This window comes from Rothia sp. HMSC078H08 (assembly GCF_001808955.1).
GTDB lineage: Bacteria > Actinomycetota > Actinomycetes > Actinomycetales > Micrococcaceae > Rothia.
Window position 1 is genome coordinate 22,645 of the sequence record NZ_KV795245.1, and the last position, 20,133, is coordinate 42,777.

Consider the following 20,133-nt stretch of genomic DNA (forward strand, 5'->3'; position numbering starts at 1 on the left):
GAGAAGGTATTGGACCTAAAGAATCTGGCTAGGCTTCAGCCTTCGGGTCACGGTAGGTGCCCTCGAAGACATCGGGGATGCCGTTGTCGTCAGCGTCCACGCTTTCCTTCTCAGCCAGGGCACGGTAGTGCTTGTTACGGCGAGACAGGATAGCCGCACCCACAACGGCAGCCAGAACAGAGCCGACGAGAATCGCAATCTTTGCGTCCTCGGTGTGCGGAGAGCCGTGCGGGAAGGACAGCTCAGCCACCAGCAGGGACACGGTGAAGCCGATACCGCCGGTTGCAGCCAGACCGAGCACGTCAATCCAGGCGACGTCCGGGTCGAGGTTGGCGTTCTTGAAACGGGTCACGAGCCAGGTAGTACCGAAAATACCGATGGTCTTACCCGCAACCAGCGCAACCATGATGCCGACCGCCACGGAGTCGGTGAGGGCGCGTCCGAGGCCTTCAAAGCCGCCAACGGCCACACCCGCGCTGAAGAACGCGAAGACGGGTACGCAGATGCCCGTGGAGAGGGGGCGGAAGCGGTGCTCCAGCACCTCTGCCAGGCCGTGTTCAGCGTGCGCTGCCTCGGAGCGTGCGGACATCTTCACGGGCACCAGGAAGCCCAGAACCACGCCGGAAATGGTGGCGTGAATACCGGATTCGAGGAAGAGTGCCCAGGTGATGATACCCAGGGGCAACAGCAGAACCCATGCGGCGAGCGGCTTCAGGTGCAGCATGGTCTCACCGCGGTAGGCAATGAACGCAAAAAGAGCGAGGGGAATGAGCGCGAAGAGCAGGTACTCGCCGTGGAAGTTATTGGTGTAGAAGATCGCGATAATGCAGATCGCAATCAGGTCATCGACCACTGCCAGGGTCAGCAGGAAGACACGCATCGCCGAGGGGAGGAAAGTACCCACGGCGGCGAGAACAGACACCGCGAACGCAATATCGGTTGCGGTGGGGATCGCCCAGCCGTGCAGAGCGGTGGGGCTGGTGAAGTTCAGCGCCGTGTAGATAATCGCGGGCACTGCCACGCCACCGAAGGCGGCCGCAATCGGCACAATAGCGGTGGAGGGCGACTTGAGGTCACCAATCACGAATTCCTTCTTCAGCTCCAGGCCGGTGAGGAAGAAGAAAACGACGAGCAGACCGTCTGCTGCCCAGGTTCCGATGCTCATCTGCAGGTGGTTGAAGCCGGGGATGACCGGACCAACAACGGTGTCTCGCAGACCAAAGTAGAAGGTGGATGCGGGGGTGTTGGCGAGTACTACTGCCAGCACCGTCGCAATCAGAAGTACGGTACCGCCGACTGATTCTGCACGCAGAATGTCGGCTACGCGGCGTGAGTTGCTATATGAGCCGCGGCTGAGGGTATCTGGGTTGGTGTGAGTCATTCTCTCCTCTTTCTGCCGCGATATTATGCGGCATCTAAGGCTTTTAAGTTTACTCTGCACTGTATGAGTATTCGAGTACCGGCTGGCGGCTTTTAGCTCCTGGACGGTGCACCGCGGTGTGCTTTTATGGCGTATATGCATAAACGTTCCGCCCTTCCCACGGCGTGTGGGGAGGGCGGAACGTTTTAATATTCTGCGTGGTCGACTAGGTGCCTAGCCGTCAAACGAGAGATTAGGAACCAGCGATTGCGGGTGCGCCGGACTCCTGGCCGTGGTCGTCTGCCAGCTCGCGTGCAACGTAGTTCTCCAGGTCGAAGAGGTTGCCGTTGGCGCGCTTTACGACGGTCACGAGGGTTTCCATGGTGGCGACTTCCTCGACCTGCTCCTTCAGGAACCAGAGGATGAACTGCTCGCCCAGTGCGTAGTTCTCAGCGCGTGCTGCGGAGAACAGTGCCTCGATCTGACCGGTGACGACCTTCTCCTGTGCCAGGGACATGTCGACGATTTCCTGAACGTTCTCGAAGTCGTTCTTGACAGCGGGAACGGAGGGAATCTCAACCTTGTGGCCACGGTCCAGCTTGTACTGAACCATCATGAGTGCGTGCTCGCGCTCTTCGAGGGACTGGCGGTAGAAGAACTTAGCCAGCTGGGGCAGATCCTCACCGTCGAGCCAGATAGCCATGGACAGGTACTGGTGAGATGCAGCGAACTCGTGGCCGATCTGCTCGTTCAGAAGGTCGTAGAAAGACTTAGACATATGGTTTCTCCTTATATGGTGATTGCTCTTGGGCGCCGGATGGCGCGGTGCAACCTGTTGATATTTATCGTACGGGGTGCTCTGGGGCGTGTACAGAGAGAAAAGGCTAATCGGTGGGGTAGATGAGGTACCCCTGACATATTGTCGCCATAACCCTTAGTGTGGATGCCCTGAATACTCTCTTTGGATTGAGTGGTATTGGGTGTGTTTCCTTGAGATTTCGCGGTTTAACGGGGATAGACAGCGGGTTTAAAAACCACAAACCCTACGGTTCAAGGTAAACATAGAGACACCATGTTGGGTGCCCGCGCACGGGGCTAGAGGGCGCAAAAAAAATCTTAAAAATCTCTCGAAAATGCGGCGAAACTGGTGTGGCCAGAACCCCGATGCGCCCCCAACCGCCTCCGTAAAGGTTGTTCTGCGCGCACCTTTAAAGAGATAAGGCACGTTCCCGGTGGGGAATGTGCCTTATCTCTGGTTCTCTCAACTCTCATCCCTCTGTGGGGTGGAGGAGGTTAGTGTGCGGGGTATTCCCCACGCTGCAGTGCATCAATCGAGATGACGTTTGAAGGAGTATCACCCAGAACAGCCTTACCGATCTCGGCAAGCTGCTCAACCTGCTCGGGGGTGAGGTGATCGAAAATTTGGCGGCGTACTTCGCCAACATGGCTGGGTGCGACTTCCTGGATCTTCTGCTCGCCTGCGGGGAGCAGGTGGCAGATGCTCACACGGCGGTCTTCAGCACTGAGGGAACGGCGGACGTATCCATCCTTCTCCAAACGCGCTACGACTCGTGAGAGGCGTGCGGGAAGAGTGTTCGTAGTGATTGCCAGCTCGGTCATGGTCAGGGAATGATCCTTGGACTCGGAGAGCATTGCGAGCACCATGTATTCAACAAAGCTAATGCCAGCCTCGGTCTGTAGCTGATTCTCTAGCTTGCGGGTGAGGCTGAAGATGATGGAGCTGATAAAGAGCCAGCCTTCTCGCTCTTGCGGGGAGAGCCACTGGGTGGATTCGCTGTGTGCGGTATTTTCGGACCGCTGCTCAGACGTGGTTGGTGTGGACACGGGATTATTCCTCTTTTATCGGATATGGAGCTCTCTTAAATAAAGAGAGAAGTGGCGTGTTGGCACCCATTGTAGCGAAAGGTCTGACTAGGTGACTCAAAATTGGTACGGTCAAGTAATGATTGACACTTTAGTGCTAATTTTTTGAAGGGTGCTAGGGTCATCTTTTTGCACGCAGTGACTGCAAATACCCAAGGTAAGCAAGTGATATGCGACATATTTAAAAAGATTTCTGGTACAAGTATAGACGAGACCATACCAAGAAGCACCTCCGTGCATAATGCCAACTTCCGCGGAATATCAGGGTTTTTGGGTGGTGGAAGAAAATTCTCGGGCCGGCAAAGAGTGTTCCGAGGTCGAAAAATAACGAAACGGTAACAAAAATTTTAAAAAAATCTCGGTTTTGGCTTTGCAACCGTAATGAAACCGTGTACACTAATTACATAACGGGGTCGAAGGAAGCCTCCGAGGCGAGACCGGAAGCTCGCTTCGATAGGTTCGACTCTCTATTTATCGGTGATTGTCGTCGGTGTACGAGTAACTCGTATTTCTACCGACGGATGTGCGGTGCGGGTGCAGTTCGTGGTTGGGCTGCATTCCGTACCGTATCTTTTTAACTCAAATTTCTATCAACTCACTCTAAGAGCATCCAATGGTCGGGTGCTCTTTTTCTTTACCCTCATATCGGCATCAGCAAGAGCGCTGTACGAGCCGGGGGAGGAGCATACGAGGAGGCGCAAACACCTGTGCTGTTATGTAGCTATACAAGTGTGGCTACGCCGCCTGGCTACACTGCGTACCTGCGGTATTGTCGTGCCGTATCGTGCCAGGAGTGTTATCCACAGGGGTTATCCACAGTGTGGAGAACTTACGCCCGTGTGATTTGGTGGAGCGGAATCGAGGCTCGCCACGGGCCCAATTTAAGAGCTCTGCAGAAAAATTCTTGTAATTACAGGCTTTCACAGCCGTTAAAACCGAGGGTCAGTTCTTAAATAGAAGACCTTTTCACCTTTAAATCCGCGGAACGCCAGAGTTTCCACACCTGTGGATAACCCTGTGCACTTAATCCACCGCCTCCGGCGTAAAAGAGGTGTATAAGACCGCTCAGCGCCCCTGTTGGCGTCCAAAATTTTGGCTAGTAGAAGGAAAAATGCCCCGAGTGAGGGCGAAAATTCTGCAGTTTTTCCCCCGCACATCCCCAAAAAGAGGTGTTATCCACAGGGGTTATCCACAGTGTGGAGAACTTACAGCACTGTTATTCACATGAGTGCATACCCTGTTATTTCAAGGCAGAATAGGGTGCCGAGCCTGAAAAGCCTGTTGATATACAGGGTTATCCACAGGTGTGGGGAAAAGTCTCCGCCTAAAATCCACAGGCTCGAGCGAGGTCTTACATAAATGTGACGCTCCCCAATTCGTGAAAAGTAAAGTAAACGCTACGCTGGTAATCTTTAATACGAGCCAAGTTTTCTAATGAAAGGCATCATCATGGCTGAAAAGTACACTCTCCCCGAGCTTCCCTACGACTACGCGGCGCTCGAGCCCCACATCTCCGCAAAGATCATGGAGCTGCACCACGACAAGCACCACGCAGCATACGTTGCAGGTGCTAACGCAGCTCTTGAGCAGCTCGAAGAGGCACGCGAGAACGGTGCGTACGGCAACGTCTCCAAGCTCTCCAAGGACCTGGCGTTCAACCTGGGTGGCCACACCAACCACTCGATTTTCTGGAACAACCTGTCCCCCGAGGGTGGCGACAAGCCCACCGGCGAGCTGGCAGCAGCAATCGACGAGTTCTTCGGCTCCTTCGACAAGTTCCGCGAGCACTTCACCAACGTTGCACTGACCATTCAGGGCTCCGGCTGGGCAATCCTCGCGTGGGACACCGTTGGCAAGCGCCTCATCATCGAGCAGCTTTACGATCAGCAGGGCAACATCTCCGTTGCACTGATCCCCGTTCTGCAGCTGGACATGTGGGAGCACGCATTCTACCTGGACTACCAGAACGTTAAGGGCGACTACGTCAAGGCATTCTGGAACATTGTGAACTGGGCTGACGTTCAGGCTCGCTTCGAGCGCGCAGTGTCCCAGACCAAGGGCCTGGTCCTCTAATCTAAGTTTTCGTCAGCGCGGTGAAGTAGCCGCGGTGAGATAACTGAAACGGGTGCCCGGCGCCTCCATATTCGGAGGTGCCGGGCACCCATTCGTTTAACGGCTTAATCGGGATGCGCCCGTAGTTTGAGCGTGCTGATGTAACAACTGGGATGTGAAATTTACAAATATGGAGATTTCGAGTGACAAAATGTAACTTTCAGACGGGTTTTTGTCACTTTGGCATGAAAAATGCGAGGGAACGTGACAAAAATGTGACTCTCGATGGCAATTGTGTAACTTTCACCGAGGAGTCAAACGGGTTCCCTTTGAACTTTGCGGACTTCCGAAGAGTACACATACTCGCGGGACGCTCTCGAAAGCGTAAAAACGGGAGCGGGTAAAACTGGGGTGGACCGATGTTCGCTAGGCCGCACCGAGTTCTTGGGCGAGAAGCGCCATTTTGCGGCCGCGACCCCAAAGGTAATCACCAATCACTCCGCTCTCACGAATCACTCGATGGCAGGGAATAATCATGGCAACCGGATTGTGTCCCACGGCACGGGCGGCACGGGGGCGTCCAATACTCTCAGCCACAGACCCGTAACGTTGTACGGCACCCTGCGGAATATTCAAAAGCGCACGCCACACCTGCACCTGAAACGGTGTACCCTTCAAATGCAGGGCGATGCGCTCCCCGCCTCCACCGAAAATACTTAACGCCTGCTCGTGAAAAGGATGCTCGCCCTCATGCAGCTGCGCATTCGGGTATTCGGCGCGCAGGTTCGTGAGAGCCGCATCCGGGTTATTGGCGAATGCCATATGACATATGCCTTTATCCGTTGCGGCGATCAGCACCATGCCGAAAGGGGACGCGGCGTAACGCCAGACGATGCGCAGGTTCGCCCCGCCGTTCTTGTACTCGCCGGGGGTCATGCCCTCAATGGTGACGAACGCATCGTGTAGGCGTCCCGTGCCGCTGAATTCGCTCGACCAGGCCGCATCGAGCGTGCTCTGCTGCCCAGTGAGCGCCGCCTTCACCCGTTCAAGGCTGATATGCTGCAGCATTTTCTTGGGGCTCACCCCCGCCCACTGCTGGAACTGACGCTGCAGGTATTCGGGGCTCACATGAACCGCCTGGGATACCTGCGCGCGCGTGGGCTGATCTGCGGCGTGGTCATACAGGTACTCAATAGCGGCGGCTATGCGCCCGAACTGGACGGTCTGCTCAATTGGGTCTGTGCTCGCTGCAGAACGGTCTGTGATGCTCAAGGATTCTCCTAGTTCAAGGTCTTAACACTAGAGAATACGGATGTTCCGGGTGGAAAACGACCTGATTCTTGACCTTGTGCGTGGGAGGCGTAGAAATGGGAGCAGAACCTAGGTGACGAGGTACCTGCAAGGTTCAGGTAAAGACTATGTATGATAAAGATGTTTGTATATCACACTCACTGGAGGGAGCACCATGTCTTCTGTATTTAAGCGACCTGACTACTATGACCGGCAGAAAGCAATTACCCATCTGCGAGACTTTGCAAGGTTCTGGACTCAAGAACGTATTCAGCAATGGCGCGATGACAATATTAAGAACCAAGAAAAGCAGTACGCACAGCAGTTTTGGTCAGATCTTCTCAGCAGCTTTGGGATTATTCCTGAACGAATTAGCTTGTTCGAACGCAACGCGGAGCGCACCAGCACTGGGCGAAATGGATATATCGATTTCTTCATGTCTGGTATCGCTATTGGCGAGGCAAAGAGCCTTGGTGAAAATCTTGACGCGGCAGAGGAACAGCTTTTCGACTATCTTGATTCCATTAGTCAGAATGAGTACCCGAAATATGGCATGGTTTCTGATTTTGAGCGTATTCGTATTATTCGCCTGGACGGTTCCGAGCCAAAAGTTGAGCTTCTTACCCGCGATATTGCAGACTATTACGACTCATTTGTTTTTCTAATTGGTAAGGAAAGCGTATCAAGGCAGGAGCAGGAAGAAGCTTCGATTGTTGCGGCTGATCTTATGGCGGAGCTCTATACCTCGTTTCTAGGCGATGACACCGATACACCAGTGGGAGAGGATGCCCCGAAGGACGCTGAAGAAGAAGATGAGCGTGTACAGCAGACGTCGATTCTGATGACTCGCTTGCTTTTCCTGCTCTACGGTGATGATGCGGGTTTGTGGCCTGCCGATCTTTTTTATCGCTGGGTAGAGCAGGAGACGACGTCATCATCACTAGGGCCACAGTTAAACCAGCTTTTTCAGGTGTTAAATACTCCGCCAGCTCGCCGTTCTCATCGCATGAGTGATTTAATGGCGCAGTTCCCATACGTTAATGGCGGTATTTTCAAAGATTCGTTGGATGCTGAGTTCTTCACAGAAGAGAGCCGTGAAGCTCTCTTGGATGCATGCCGTTTTCAATGGAATCGAATTTCGGTTGCTATCTTTGGCGCTATGTTTCAGCTGGTCAAATCCAAAAAAGCACGTCGTGCTGCGGGCGAGCATTACACCAGCGAGAAGAATATTCTGAAGACTCTTGAACCACTGTTCCTGAGTGAATTTCGCAAAGAGGCGGATCGTCTGATTCGCAATAAGACTACTTCTTTGAAGGACTTTGATAATTTCCTCAATGATCTTTCGACTCACGTGTTCTGTGACCCGGCTTGTGGTGGAGGTAACTTTCTGAACCTTACGTATGCGAAACTACGTGAGATTGAGACGGATGTGTTGGTTGAAAAGCGTAACCGTGGTGGTGAGTTTACAGCTTCACTGGATATATCTATTGACCAGCGTCTTTCTATCAATCAGTTCTATGGCTTTGAGATTAACTGGTGGGCGGCAAAGATTGCTGAAACCGCAATGTTCCTGGTAGATCACCAGGCAAACCTGCATCTTGCGCAAGCCCTTGGAGATGCCCCGAATCGCCTGCCGATTGAAATTGCTGCCCATATTATTCACGACAACGCGCTTCGCTTAGATTGGAAGAAAGCGATTCCTGAACCAAAGGGGAAGACCTATATTTTTGGTAACCCTCCTTTCTTAGGAGACCATACGCGAACCGCAGAGCAGCTTGCAGACCTTCAGCATGCCTGGGGTTCATCAGCCCAGCTCTCTCGGTTAGATTTTGTAACCGGGTGGCATGCGAAAGCTCTGGATTATTATAAGAACCGCACAGGAGAGTTCGCTTACGTAACCACTAACTCTATTACGCAGGGAGACCAAACTTCCCGACTATTTGACCCAATCTTTAAAGCGGGGTGGGTGATTAAATTTGCCCATCGAACCTTTGAATGGGATTCGGAAGCTCCTGGAAAAGCTGCGGTGCACTGTGTAATTATCGGGTTTACCCGGAATCAACAGGTAAAACCCCAGTTATGGGACTACGAACATCCTAAGGGAAACCCCATAGAACGTAAGGTCAAGACTGGTATCAACGCTTATCTAGTTGATGGTGCTAACGTTTTGGTTCGTAAACAGGGTAAGCCTATTAGCGAAAATATGCCCCTAGTAGCTAAGGGATCGATGCCTACCGATGATGGAAATTTTATTATCAGTAACGAAGAGTATATGACTCTTCAAAATGATCCAATTATTTCGAAGTATCTTCGCCCATATATCGGTTCTGCCGAGCTGCTTCGAGGAACTGAACGCTGGTGTCTATGGTTGGTTGATTTAGATCCAGTAGATGTAGCAAAAAGCCCCGAGCTTAAATCACGCATAGACGCTGTTAAAAAGTTCCGTTCGGAATCTAAGGCAAAATCCACCCGGGAATATCCCTACCATCATCTATTCCGTCAATTTGGAATTCACGATCAGGGGCGGTTTATTGGCATCCCCGAAGTCAGCTCTAGCCGCAGGAAGTACCTTCCTGTCGCGTACTTTGACGAAAAAGTCATCATTTCGAATAAGGTTTATGGCGCTCCCGATGACGGTGGGTTGTTGTTTGCGATCGCGAGTTCTTCCATGTTTATTACTTGGATGAAAACTGTAGGGGGGCGGTTAAAGTCTGATATTAGCTTTTCCAGTACTGTAACGTGGAACAATTTTCCCTTACCTCTGCTTAGAGAACCTGATCGCCAGAAAATTATTGCCGCTGGCCAAAAAGTCTTGGAAGCGCGAGCACTCCAACCTAATGTTTCTCTAGCTAGTCAGTACGATCCGCGCGCTATGAAACGTGAGCTTCGTAAGGCTCACGATGCTTTAGATAGCGTGGTGGATAAAGCTTTTGGAGCATCGCGAAAACTCACTACTGAATCACAGCGTCTAGAGTTTTTGTTCCGGCACTACCTAGAGTTAACGCAAAGGCAAGGACAGTAAGTTGCTGCGGGAGCGTGCTCCCTCTGGCTCGTTACTTCGCCAGCTTCGGAATGTTATTGGGTTCCTCGCGTGTTCGGAATAACGTCCCTCAGCGTCTCAACCGCCCCTGCCGTTCCGGGAGCGGCGGTTGAGACGCCCGAGTAATTACCCCGTCTGCGAGGCGAAAAGCTGGGCGAAATGTGAGTTGCGCGCCATTAGTTCGGTGTAGGTTCCCGATTCGACGATTGCGCCCGCATCCATCACGTAAATACTGTCGGCATGGCGGAGGGTCCAGGCACGGTGCGAGACCAGAATCGTCATGTGTCCCGCCACAAAGAACGCAACCGGAAGGCTCGTGCCTGCAATCGTCGCGCATAGCAGCAGAACCAACGCCACGGCAGCACAGAGAGTCACCACGGAATTTGCCTGCGTGGGAATCTCCTGCCTCGTAAGAGATTCACGGGCTGCACGAAGATGCTTCTGCATCTCGGGTTCACTCATCACCTCAGGATTCACCCGCGCCAGGGTGATATTGAGTTTCTGATGCACGGCGGCATTCACGCGCGCCTTCGTCATGGTGAAGAGCGACTGCTCGCCCGCTGCACCAGAAGGTACGCCGCCACGAGGACACCGATTACCGCGACCCACGTGAGTGATGCTGCAGTATCGCCAGAAGCCACCGAACCCACCACAGCATTCACCAGCACCACCTGCGCGCCCGGCATGAACGTAAGAAGCAGGGTCGTACAAACCGCGGCAAGGAATGGAATGGGCGCCGTGTGAAGGGTTATACGGAATGCCCACGGAATAGAACGAAGAATGTTTAGCACGGTGCCTCCCCAAGGGCTTTTGCCGAAATGCTGAACGTGCGGTCAATGCGGATGCGGCGGCAGAAATCCTCATCATGGCTCACCACGATGAGCGCACCGGTGTAGGCTTCGAGTGCCTGCACCAACCAATCCACCGAAGAAATATCGAGGTTGTTCGTCGGCTCATCCAGCATGAGTAGCTGCGGTACCGGATCAGCCAGAAGCACCTGCGCCACCGCTGCGCGGAAACGCTCACCGCCGGAGAGCTCACCGGTCTTATGGTGCACGCTCTCGCGACGGAAAAGTAACCGCGCCAGCTGATCACGAAGGTGCTGTTCGCTCACCCCGGGGTTTGCCCGCTGCACGCTCTGCAGGAGAGTCAGCTGTGGATCCAAGCTAATGCGCTGCGGAATATACGCCCCCTCGATGCAATAGTCGACGCGATAGGCGGGCTGTACGGGGGAGAGGTAGTCCGCCTCGCCGGCGTGGGCAATTGCCTCAAGGAGGGTGGTTTTGCCACTACCGTTTGCACCGGTGATGCGCAGGTGCTCGGGGCCGCTGAGAATCAGGTGCTCGGGGTGCTCTGCTGGGGTTCCCTGTTGGCTCTCGCTATCAGCCTCTGCGGGCGAAAAATGCAGAGAATCAACCTTGGTGGGTTGCTGAACGGCAAATGTTTCACGTGAAACTGGGTGGCTATCAACCCTGCTCAGCTCCAGCACCTTACGTCCCGCGGGCAGGGGCTGCTGGCTCAGCTCTGCATAGATTTTCTCCTGTGCCCGCACCTGCTCCTGAGCCTTCTGATACGCCTCCTGAGCCTGCTCCTGCTTGCCGATGCGCAGACCGCGAAGCTTCACCGCCGCCTGCCGTGAGGCGTCCTTGGCGAGGGCAAGAATCGTATCCGGCTGGTCATCTTTCCACACCTGCGCCATGTTCTTCGAGATAATCTCCTGCGCATGCACCCACTCACGGTGCGCAGAACGCACCCGGTTCTTCGCCTCGGTGACGCGACGCTGAGCCGCCTGCTGCTCGGTGTCCAGCGCCTGCCGGTAGGTGCTGTAGTTACCCTCGAAAAGGCGCAGATGCGCCACCCCCTGGCGGTCGGCGTGAAGCTCGGCAATCACGTTTACGCGCTCCAGTAGATCGCGGTCGTGGCTGATAATGAGCGCCGGGCAGGGCAGCGCCTCCAGTGCCGTGAAGAGCTGGGCTTTCGCCGCGGAGTCAAGGTTGTTCGTCGGCTCATCGAGCAGAATGAACTCGGGGTCAGAAATCATCAGCGAGGCAAGTGCGGCAATGACCGCCTCACCACCGGAGAAGCTGCGCATACTGCGAGCAAAGAGTGCGCGAACCGCCTGCGGGTTGTCGCGATCAATCAGCGCCGCCGGGGTGAAGCCGTAGGTCGCAAGAGCCGCCAGGGTTCGCTCCTCAACGTCCCAGTTATCCCCGATGGTTTCGTAGAGTTCGGGGGAGTATTCGCCGGATTCCACTGCTTGCAGTGCCCGCAGAATCTCGGAGATTCCGCAGAGCTCGGCTAGGGTCTGCTCCCGATCCAGACCCATATCCTGAGGTAGATACGCCATGTGTTCCGGTGCCGCCAAAGAGCCGGAATCCGGGGTCAAATCACCCAAAATCAACCTCATCAGGGTGGTTTTTCCGCAACCATTGTCACCAATGAGCCCGGTCAGAGGTGCCGAAAACACCGCCGAAAGGTCCGCAAAAAGAGGAGGCTGGCTCGGGTGCGCAAAGTGTAGGTGGGCGATGCTAACGTGCGCCGCCGCATGGGAAGCGGCATGTGAACGGGCATCGCGGGAAGAAGCGGAACGGGGAAAGATTGCCTGCGGCTGAAGTGCGTGTGTCATACGAGCTCCTTGAATCATAGACGCGAGTCATGGATGCTCGGGTACCCTCAAGGCCCGACGGTAGTGCGTTGTGGCAGTGTGCCGGCGGTTTGGCTACCTGCGCTGAGTGCGCGGCAGTAAGAGGCTCGCCCCGAAAAGGGCGCGAAAAAACCCGAGCGTAACGGTGGATAGACCTATGCCCGGGTGTATGCGCGCTGACAGAAATACGCAGGATAAAGCGACTATATGGCTGTGCCTATAAAGCTGCTGCGTGAGCGCGCGAAAAAATTCTGTGAGGTCCGGGCTTATGCTCGGTGGGTCATTTCTTTGATGCCTCCTAGATTCCGAATACCGCCCCGGTCGCGCCTTGGGTGGCTTCGGCCAAACGATACGTTCAGCTCCAGGCTACCCCTTCGGTGGGGTAGCGCGGATAGAGAGCTGATGGCTCCAGCATAGGGAGCGTGCGGGTGCTGAGTCAAACATCCTCCCGCAAAACCTTCTGACAAGTACCGATATCCCCTAGAGAACGCAAAAGGAGGGGCGACACCAATCGGTGCCGCTCCTCCTTTTAGGCATTAAATCTTAGGCGTTAAATCTGCGCGCGTACAACGCGCGAAAGGCTATTATGCCTCGTGGCGCTCACGGTACATGCCCAGCGGGCCCGCATCCGCGTACGCCTGAGCGTCGTTGTAACGGTACAGGCGCGGCGGGCGGTGACGGGTGCCCTCCACACGGCGGCCGGTGTCAATAATCGACTTCGATGCCGCAATCTGGCGGCGGAAGTTCGCCGGATCCAGGGTGCGACCCAGAATCGCCTCGTATACCTCACGCAGCTGCGCCAGGGTGAACTCCTCACCCAAGAAAGAGTGCGCAATACGCGAGTACTCGACCTTGTTCTGCAGGCGGTAGAGCGCGTACTCAATGATTTCATTGTGATCGAAGGCGAGCTCGGGCAGCTCATCCACCGGGAACCATCGGATGTTCTCGTGCACGCGAGTGTTCGCAACCTCGGTGGCGGGAATCGACGCCCAGTACACCACGGAAACCACACGCTCGTGATCAGCGTCGGGTGCCGGGTCGGGCTCGCCCACAACGCGGGCGGCACGCGCCTCGGGGGTGCGCAGAACGTCACCGAATGCGTAGAGCTGCTCCAGGTAACCGGGCTGCAGGTTGGTTGCGCGCTTCAGGGTCGAAGCCGCTGCCTCCTCGAGGGAGAGGTTCGGGTTGAGCGGGCCGCCGGGTAGCGCCCACTGGCCCTTATAGGGCTCGCGAAGGCGGCGAACCAGCGGTAGCCACAGGGTCGGGTGGGTTTCGTTTTCCTTGGGGCGCAGGGCCAGAATAACGGTCGAAACGGCAAGGGATACAGAGGTGTGGTCCACGTCGTTGTGCTCTTCAACGGCGACTGCGCCGGGAAGAGGCTGGGATGCGATGCTCATTCAGACCTCCTGTGCGAATGGGTATCGATAGGTGTGCATACTCTACCCATTTTAAGGGGTTAATAGGGTAAAAATGCACGCAAGGTGCCTGCCGACCTGAAAACGTGCATCATCCGCGTCGCGTCAAGGGGAAAAAGTTCAGGTACCGGACACGCCAAAGCGCCCCTCCGCACTGCTCAAAAGGCAGAGGGGAGAGGCGCTCCAGTGTCTACTTATGCAACGTCTAACTATGCAATTTTAGGGTGCATATTAGGGGTGCAGACTAGTCGATCTGCAGCTCGCCCATTGCTTCCCAGTCGTCGCCGTCAATCAGGCGAGAAATAATCTTCGGGGTTGCGGTCAGCAGCGGACGCATGTCCTTCATGGCCTGCTGGAAGTGATCAGAGTTCACGTGCGGGCCAGCTGCATCGTCGTTGAAAGCCTCGAGCAGAACGAACTCATTCGGGTCCTCAACGCTGCGGGACCACTCGAAGAACTTGTTGCCTTCCTCTGCGCGGGTTGCCTCGGTGAAAGCGCGGGTCTTCTCGATCCACTGGTCAGCGTATTCGGGCTTGACGGGGAACTTGACAGCAATGAAAATCATTGGAACTCCTTGGTTGAAGAGCGGTTACGTACCCTTTCAGTTTAAGTCCTGGGTGCTCGCCGGCGCTAAAGAATACGGTCTGAGGCGGCGGTTTTAGCTTGTGGCTTTAACCGCTGCGTCGAGTGGCTTGTGTGGATTTAATGAGCCGCCGCCTTGAGAACCTGCAGTGCGTGTTCCAGTGCGGCGCGGTCGGATTTGAGCATGTCGGCGGTCTGCGGGTTGGCGGAGCCGCCCCCGAAGGCCGCGTTGTAGTACATTCCGTCACCCAGAAGTAGCACGGCGCGGGCGATCTGCTCGTCACCCAGCTCAGCGAGGACGAGTGCATGCCATCCCTCCTGCACGCGGCTCATGGTCTGCTGGGCGAGCTCATTATTGTTCTGCGCCAGGCGGCTGAGGGCAATGAGGGCACGGTCGAACGGGGTGTTATCCGGCGTGGAGGAATTGATGTAGTAGGCGCTTGCCCCCTCGGGTGCCTGCTCCATCGCCGCGAAGTCCTCTTCAGCCAGGGTGAGGGTGCGTTCTGCGAGCGCTTCAAGTAGCGCCTTCTTGGAGGCGAAGTGGTAGAGTAGCCCGCCCTTGGAAACCTTGGCGGCGGTGGCGACGGCGTCGAGGGTCGCGGCGCGTTCTCCCGAGCGAATCAGCAGGTCGACGTAGGTGTCGAGGATGTGTTCGCGGGGGTTGGTGGCGCGTTGTTTTCGGTGGTTGGGGGTGGTCATGTGTACCAGTCTAACCGCTTGAAACTATACCGTCCAGTTGGTATAGTTAATCTTCGTTTATGGCCCCGTCCGGACCCCTAAAACCTCACTAAAAGACCTAGCCCAAAAGACAGGCCGAGCTGATGCCGCCGCGTCCGCCGCATCAGCCGACACCTTATAGACGCACGAAAACAACCCATGACGAATCACAATCCGCACACCACGGCTCTGCCCATTCACGCCCCCGACCAGAAGACCAAGCGCTGGGCGGCACTCGGTGTGCTCATGCTCCCGGTGCTCCTGGTCTCCATCGACAACACAGTGCTTGCCTTCGCGGTGCCCGCAATCGCTAAGGCGCTGAGCCCCTCCTCCGCGGAGCAGCTGTGGATCGTTGACTCCTACTCCCTGGTGCTCTCCGCCCTGCTCGTGCCCATGGGCGCTATCGGTGACCGCATCGGTCGCCGCAAGCTGCTGCTCATCGGCTCGACCGGCTTCGCGGCAATCTCTGCGCTCGCGGCATTCGCGCCCTCCGCGCTGATGCTCGTGGTTGCCCGCGCCCTGCTTGGCATTTTTGGCGCCATGCTCATGCCGGCAACCCTGTCGATTATTCGCAATATCTTTGTGGATGCGACCGAGCGCCGCATCGCTATTGCCGTGTGGGCTTCGGGCTTCTCGGCGGGTGCGGCGCTGGGCCCGATTGTGGGTGGTTTCCTGCTGGAGCACTTCGACTGGGGTTCGGTGTTCCTGCTCGCTGTGCCGATTCTGATTCCTCTGCTGATTCTCGCCCCGATTATGGTTCCCGAGTCGAAGGACCCGAACCCCAGCCCGGTGGATCCGCTGAGCATCCTGCTGATTATGACCGGCATGACCGGCATTACCTTCGGTCTGACTCACACCTCCGAAACCGGGTTCGATGCGGTGGCAATTAGCACCATCCTTGCCGGCCTGTGCTTCATTGTCCTGTTCGTGCTGCGTCAGCTCAACCGCGAGAAGAACGATATTCAGCCCATGCTGGATGTGCGCCTCTTCCGCAACACCGTGTTCACCGGCGCGATTACCGCAAACCTCATCTCCATGATGGTGGACGTTGGCTTCATCTACTTCGCCTCCCAGCACCTGCAGTTGGTCTCCGGTCTGCCGCCCATGTACGCCGGTATGCTGCTGATTCCCGGTACCCTGGCGATCATTATCGCCGGTCTGGTGATTGCGCGCGTGGCGGTGCACTTCCACCCGGCGCAGGTGGTGTCTTTCGGTCTGGCGCTCCACGCTGCCGCGTTCGCGGTGCTCGCCTTCCTGGGTGCGCACAACGACTTGGTGATTATCCTGATCTTCATTGTGCTCGGTACCGGCATCGGTATTGCGCAGACCATTTCGAACGACCTGATGCTCTCCAGCGTGCCGCCGCGTAAGGCTGGTGCGGCATCCGCGATCTCGGAGACCTCCTACGAGACAGGTACGGTGCTCGGCACCGTCATCATTGGTGGCATGCTCACCGCCGTCTACCGCGCAAATGTGGTTGTACCCGACGGCCTGGATGAGACTCTCGCCGACCACGCCCACGAAACCCTCGGCGGTGCCGTGACGGTCGCAAGCCAGGTGGGTGGCGAGCAGGCGAACCAGCTGCTCTCCTCCGCATTCGCTGCCTTCGACTCGGGCGTGGTGCTGAGCTCCGCGTTCAGTGCCGTGCTCATGGGTGTTATGGCTGTCATCAGCTACCTCATGATTCGTAAGGCACCGCGCGAAATGAAGCCCGCAGAACACTAATACAGCGCACTAAACCTCATAGATAAGCTCCGTCTCCCGTTGCTCTTGAGCGCCGGGAGGCGGGGCTATTTTTACGCACCCACCTGCGCATTTAAAGGTTCAGCACAGGTGCCGGTGGTACGGTAAAAACAGTAGGCTCACGCCCGAAAAAGTCGCCCGAAAAAGACAGAGGAACCAACGGCTCCACACACTCAAGGAGGAACGCCACCATGGGACTCAAAGACTGGATTGCACCCTTCATTACACTGCTGATTGGTGCCAGCACCATCTTCATCTCCTACAAGAACTACCAGGCGCAGGCGGCGGCAAAACCCTCCGAACTGGCGCGACTGGAACTGTGGAGCAAGCTCCTCACCGAAGCCGGCTTGGACCTCAACGCCCTACCCGACCCCGAAAAGCTCACCTCCGACCAGCGCGTCGTCCTCGAAAACTACCGGGTCTTCCTCAAGCGTGCGTCCCTCGAATCGAAGCTGCGTAAAGTTGGCATCGACAGCAACCGTATCTTCAGCCTGCTCATGAAGCGTGCGCACTCTTCCGTGAAGCCTACGCCCATCCCCATTGGCGACTCGATTAGCTACTACCGCCTGATTCTACGTGCCCTGCTGTACATTTGGGTTCCGCTGGCCGTGATTTTCATCGGCGTGCCCATCATCGTGGTCACCATCGCCTACCTGATTGGCCTGTTCACGAACCACCGCGGCAATCTGTCTGACTTTGCACTCTCCCCGCTCGCCGTGGTGCTCCTGATTGTTGGTGCGGTCGCCGTCGGTGCCCTCGTGTACCTGCAGAACCGCATTATCTCCGCCATTATCGCGAACAATGTGTACTTTTACTTCTGGGATATTTACGGCTCCAAGAAGGGCGCTCGCGACTCCAAGGACGCCTACAGCGAGCGCCTGGCGGCTAAAACCTACGCCGACCAGCTGTTCCTCGGTCAGCAGGAGTTCGCTCACCAGTTCCGCGAGAACATGTACATGGCGGGTATTCAGGAGATTGATGAGTACCCGCGCGTGCTCAGCGACAGCGTGATGCTGCCGCGCAACTACCGGGTTGCGGAAACCACCGAGGGTGAGGACCGTATCGACCGCTTCGTGAACTGGGTGCGCTCCAAGATTGGTTTTGAGCGCCTGGAACCGCGCATCATCTACAGGCTCGAACATAAGGACGCGCACAAGGATGCGAAGAAGGAATCCGCGCACGGTGAGCCGGTAGCTACTGAGCAGGGTGTTTCTGAGCAGCCTGTAGAGACTCTGGCTCAGGATAAGCAGGAGGATGCGCAGAAGGCTCCGGAGGCGCCCGCCTCTGCGGAGTCCGCCTCGGATGAGCCCATCGTCGCGGAGGTGTCCGTCGAGGCTCCTGCCGAGGTACCTGCCGAGAATCTGGCTGAAGTACCCGTTGAGGATGCGCCCACCGAACCCGTCATCGGAGGCGCCACCGACTCTTCTGCCGCAGCTGGGGCAGACGACCCCACGGAGGCGTTCACCCGCATCCTGCACGATGCTGCCGGTCATGAGAACACCGGTGAAAAGAATGCCGCCGGAGAAAAACCCAGTACTGAGAAGCCTAAAAACTAAATAGCCCGCCCGAGGCACCGAAAACCGGGCATGAGAAAAGGGTCGCAGCCTACGAGTTCGCCATTGAACCGTAAGCGTGCGACCCTTTTCCTTTCCCTTCAAGGGCGAGCAGAATCGGAGGTACCACCCGACCAAGAAGAGCCAAATGATGCGCCCCTCCACCGGTAGAGGTTGCCTGGCAGAAGAACCCGCCGAAGCAGGTTGGCAGAGCGCCCGGCAGAGGGTGCATCACGCTTGAGGAACCGCCCCAGAGCCCACCGGAGAGGGGGCTGAGGGAACAGAAAACCCCGAGCTGGCGCATCTCTACATCTTCAGATTTCTTACATCATCAGAAAATAACTACATCTCGGGGTAGGGGAGGACGATTCGCGCTCCGGGTGGGACCTACCCACTCCCACCCGGAGGCGAATCCTAGGGATGTTCGCAGTGTCATGAATACATCCCACCGAAATCCCTCACAAACGTTCGGGGTTTCAGTATGAGCGGTATATGAGCCTACCGCAGTCTATGCCGCAACCTCCGGGTCGCGGGAGATAACAACCTTCACCACGTTGTGCTCAGCAGCGTGGGTGAACAGGTCGTAGGCTTCCTCGAACTGGTCGAACGTGAAGCGGTGGGTTGCCATCGCCTTAGCGTTCAGGCGGCCGGAGCGGACCATGTTCAGCAGGTTACCGACGGTGTTGCAGTTGACCAGACCCATGTTGATGCGAACGTTCGAAATCCACATGGTGTTCAGGGGCAGCTCAACGGGCTTGCCGTGCACGCCGGCGTTCGCGATGTTGCCATAGGGGCGAACAATCTTGGTGCAGGTCTCGAAGGTCTGCGGAACGCCCACAGCCTCAATTGCCACATCCACGCCCAGGCCGTCGGGGGAGAGAGCCTTAATCTTCTCGATGAAGTCCGGATCGCCCGCGTTGACCTTATCGGTTGCGCCCAGCTCCAGCGCCTTGTTCATGCGGTTGTCGTCGAAGTCGATGGTGATGACGCGGCCGGCACCGCAGAGGTTAGCGGTCATGATTGCGCCCAGACCCACGGGGCCTGCACCCACGACAGCGACGGTGTCGCCGGGCTTGGTGTTGCCGTTCAGAATACCGATCTCGAAGCCGGTGGGCAGTGCGTCGGTGAGGAAGAGGACGTCCTCATCGGTCAGGCCCTCCGGAACCAGGTGGACCGAGGTCTCTGCGTAGGGAACACGCACGTACTCTGCCTGGGTGCCGTCAATCATGTAACCGAAAATCCAGCCGACACCACCAACGGTCTGGCAGTGCGAAGGCTGGTTCGCCTTACAGTAGGAGCACTTACCGCAGCTGGTCACGGCGGGGATGATGATGCGGTCGCCGACCTTCAGGTCAGTCACCGCGGAGCCAACCTCGGTAATGGTACCGACAGCCTCGTGGCCCAGGATGCGTCCGTGGTCCACCTCGGGGCAGTCGCCCTTCAGGATGTGCAGGTCAGTACCGCAAATGGTGGTGGTGTCGACACGGGCGATAACGTCCGTGGGCTCAAGAATGGTGGGGTTCGGGACTTCCTCCCAGGCGCCCTTCTGGTCGGGGCCGTGGTATACATATGCCTTCATGATGACTCCTTCTTTGAAGCTCTAATGAGGGTGCAGTGACTGCTTTATCACTACATGTATCAACCCATAAGAAATATTTGATAGGTTGTATTTTCATTAAACCCGACGTGTTGAATTATGCGCTTTTATTACGCGGAGTGTATCTTTTGGTTCTTTAAACATGAACATGATTCACTTTGGGTATTTAAGACCTGTAAAAAACGCACGAGGCGCACCCCCCCAAACAGGGATGCGCCTCGTGCGTTTAATCGAGAAAAGTTGGGTTGAGCCCGGG

The 20,133-nt window shown here is 56.3% G+C and carries 14 protein-coding genes; 4 read left to right on the plus strand and 10 right to left on the minus strand.

Annotation, left to right across the window (positions count from 1 at the left end; genetic code table 11):
- Window positions 1–28: 28 nt before the first annotated feature.
- The 3 genes from nhaA to HMPREF2528_RS01945 all read right to left on the minus strand — a co-directional run bounded on the left by nhaA (window position 29) and on the right by HMPREF2528_RS01945 (window position 3,205).
- Complete coding sequence (gene nhaA, locus HMPREF2528_RS01935) at window positions 29–1,381, minus strand: Na+/H+ antiporter NhaA (protein ID WP_070541935.1); 1,353 nt, start codon at window positions 1,379–1,381, stop codon at window positions 29–31.
- A 232-nt stretch (window positions 1,382–1,613) separates the two neighbouring features.
- A complete protein-coding gene (locus tag HMPREF2528_RS01940; RefSeq protein ID WP_049363751.1) occupies window positions 1,614–2,138 on the minus strand; it encodes a ferritin in 525 nt (174 codons plus the stop codon).
- 515 nt (window positions 2,139–2,653) lie between these two features.
- Complete coding sequence (locus HMPREF2528_RS01945) at window positions 2,654–3,205, minus strand: MarR family winged helix-turn-helix transcriptional regulator (RefSeq protein WP_070541938.1); 552 nt, start codon at window positions 3,203–3,205, stop codon at window positions 2,654–2,656.
- Window positions 3,206–4,693: 1,488 nt separating this feature from the next.
- Here HMPREF2528_RS01945 and HMPREF2528_RS01950 point away from each other — a divergent pair.
- A complete protein-coding gene (locus tag HMPREF2528_RS01950; protein ID WP_044150883.1) occupies window positions 4,694–5,317 on the plus strand; it encodes a superoxide dismutase in 624 nt (207 codons plus the stop codon).
- A gap of 405 nt (window positions 5,318–5,722) precedes the next feature.
- Here the strand turns inward: HMPREF2528_RS01950 and HMPREF2528_RS01955 are convergent, their stop codons facing one another.
- Window positions 5,723–6,568, minus strand: coding sequence for a methylated-DNA--[protein]-cysteine S-methyltransferase (locus tag HMPREF2528_RS01955; protein ID WP_070541940.1), 846 nt, complete (start codon window positions 6,566–6,568; stop codon window positions 5,723–5,725).
- A 193-nt stretch (window positions 6,569–6,761) separates the two neighbouring features.
- On the opposite strand from HMPREF2528_RS01955, the gene HMPREF2528_RS01960 reads away from it, so the two are divergent.
- On the plus strand, window positions 6,762–9,608 hold the full coding sequence (locus HMPREF2528_RS01960; RefSeq protein ID WP_070541943.1) for a class I SAM-dependent DNA methyltransferase: 2,847 nt from the start codon (window positions 6,762–6,764) through the stop codon (window positions 9,606–9,608).
- A 144-nt stretch (window positions 9,609–9,752) separates the two neighbouring features.
- Here HMPREF2528_RS01960 and HMPREF2528_RS09230 read toward each other — a convergent pair whose 3' ends face one another.
- The 5 genes from HMPREF2528_RS09230 to HMPREF2528_RS01985 all read right to left on the minus strand — a co-directional run bounded on the left by HMPREF2528_RS09230 (window position 9,753) and on the right by HMPREF2528_RS01985 (window position 14,966).
- Complete coding sequence (locus tag HMPREF2528_RS09230; protein WP_246823845.1) at window positions 9,753–10,163, minus strand: hypothetical protein; 411 nt, start codon at window positions 10,161–10,163, stop codon at window positions 9,753–9,755.
- Between the two features lie 247 nt (window positions 10,164–10,410).
- Window positions 10,411–12,252, minus strand: coding sequence for an ATP-binding cassette domain-containing protein (locus HMPREF2528_RS01970; RefSeq protein WP_070541949.1), 1,842 nt, complete (start codon window positions 12,250–12,252; stop codon window positions 10,411–10,413).
- A 602-nt stretch (window positions 12,253–12,854) separates the two neighbouring features.
- Window positions 12,855–13,667, minus strand: a complete 813-nt coding sequence (locus tag HMPREF2528_RS01975) for an NUDIX hydrolase (RefSeq protein ID WP_070541952.1) — start codon at window positions 13,665–13,667, stop codon at window positions 12,855–12,857.
- 262 nt (window positions 13,668–13,929) lie between these two features.
- Entirely contained in the window at window positions 13,930–14,250 is a 321-nt protein-coding gene (locus tag HMPREF2528_RS01980) for a putative quinol monooxygenase (protein ID WP_049333773.1), read from the minus strand.
- A gap of 137 nt (window positions 14,251–14,387) precedes the next feature.
- Window positions 14,388–14,966: a TetR/AcrR family transcriptional regulator gene (locus tag HMPREF2528_RS01985; protein WP_070541955.1), complete on the minus strand. Its 579-nt coding sequence runs from the start codon at window positions 14,964–14,966 to the stop codon at window positions 14,388–14,390.
- Window positions 14,967–15,143: 177 nt separating this feature from the next.
- Here HMPREF2528_RS01985 and HMPREF2528_RS01990 point away from each other — a divergent pair, with 177 nt between their 5' ends.
- A complete protein-coding gene (locus HMPREF2528_RS01990; protein WP_049363763.1) occupies window positions 15,144–16,709 on the plus strand; it encodes an MFS transporter in 1,566 nt (521 codons plus the stop codon).
- 209 nt (window positions 16,710–16,918) lie between these two features.
- Complete coding sequence (locus HMPREF2528_RS01995) at window positions 16,919–18,283, plus strand: NADH dehydrogenase (protein ID WP_049363766.1); 1,365 nt, start codon at window positions 16,919–16,921, stop codon at window positions 18,281–18,283.
- Between the two features lie 505 nt (window positions 18,284–18,788).
- Here HMPREF2528_RS01995 and HMPREF2528_RS02000 read toward each other — a convergent pair.
- On the minus strand, window positions 18,789–19,859 hold the full coding sequence (locus HMPREF2528_RS02000; protein WP_070541959.1) for an alcohol dehydrogenase catalytic domain-containing protein: 1,071 nt from the start codon (window positions 19,857–19,859) through the stop codon (window positions 18,789–18,791).
- Between the last annotated feature and the right edge of the window lie 274 nt (window positions 19,860–20,133).